Raw genomic sequence first — 1237 nt, 5'->3', positions numbered from 1 at the left:
AATAATGCTATAATAAATAATACTAACTTTAAAGGTAAAAAAATTGCTTAAAATATCAAAAAGAATTTCTATTATAGTTTTTATTGTATTAGTTTTTATCATAATTGCTAGCAATGCTTATAACTTTATCCAAGAAGCTTTACAATTTAAAGAAGCTAATGAAAATAAAGCAAGAGAAAATCTTAGTGCTTTAATCAAATGGAGTGAAAACGAAGGCAAGGAAGAATTAGAATATGCTAAGAATTTAAGCAAAGAAAACTATAATCAAGAAAAAGTTACACAAATGATTATTAAAAATCTTAAGATGATACAAGCTAGTATTGAAGATATAAGAATTTTAACCTCTTATTATCCTACAGATGAAGATGTTGAGCTTATGAGACAAGCTGGGCATGTTACAACAAATTCAAATACTGATATTATACTTTATCTTTTATATAATGAAGGAAATATCACAAATCAAAAAACTTCTTTTTTATTTGATAAGGAAAGATTTGATGCACTTGAAGATTTTTTATTTTTTCTAAATACTCGTTTAGAAGAGGATTTTTTGAAAAAAAATGATAATGATTTTGAAATAATAGAAATTGTAACATATATTAATCTATTGATTGGCTTAGATGGTGCGTTTGCTAATAATATGTACCTAAGAGAACTTTCAATAGCTCCTATTTGTGATTTAAATAATCCCAAAACCATAGCAATTCTAAATGGCATAGAAAAAATTAATATTGCAGTTGATAGATATATCAATCTTATAAATTCAAAAATTAAATTTATTGCCTATAAAGATGATTATCTTAAAATGAAAATAGAAAATATAAACAATAATTATCCAAAACTCAGACTCGATCAAAAACAAATCAATCAGCTCAATACCCTACAATCTAAACTAAAAGAATGTACAAATGAATGAGATAGAACTTAACACTCAAAATAAAACCTTAAACGAAACAGAAAAAAGCACAAAAACTATTTTTAAAACATCAAGGAATATAAATGAAAAAACCTTTTTATAAACTTAAAAGATTTTATATACCCTGTATTATATTAATCATAATACTTGCCGTGCTTGCAAAATTACTTTATTCTCCTTTATATACGATTTATTGGGAAACAAATCATCGCTTTGAAAAAGTACAAGAATTTAGAAATTTTGAAAAAATGACTTTAAATCCAAGTCCTAAAGATATGATTAAAATTGTAGATGATTATCAGCCTAAACTAGAAGACTTTA

Annotated in this window: 1 protein-coding gene and 1 pseudogene; both read left to right on the top strand. The window is 24.3% G+C overall.

Features of this window, described 5'->3' with window-relative positions; all coding sequences use genetic code 11:
- Nucleotides 1-43 precede the first annotated feature (43 nt).
- Nucleotides 44-916 (top strand): hypothetical protein, encoded by an 873-nt coding sequence (locus L8W56_RS08700; RefSeq protein WP_263660026.1) that lies wholly within the window; start codon nt 44-46, stop codon nt 914-916.
- A gap of 83 nt (nt 917-999) precedes the next feature.
- Nucleotides 1000-1237 (top strand): annotated as a pseudogene (locus L8W56_RS08695) (hypothetical protein); the annotation flags it as partial.

Origin of the sequence: Campylobacter sp. IFREMER_LSEM_CL1085 (assembly GCF_025772235.1) — a bacterium.
Lineage (GTDB): Bacteria > Campylobacterota > Campylobacteria > Campylobacterales > Campylobacteraceae > Campylobacter_D > Campylobacter_D lari_D.
Note: the sequence above shows the minus strand (reverse complement) of the source record. Positions and strands in the feature narration are given on the sequence as shown.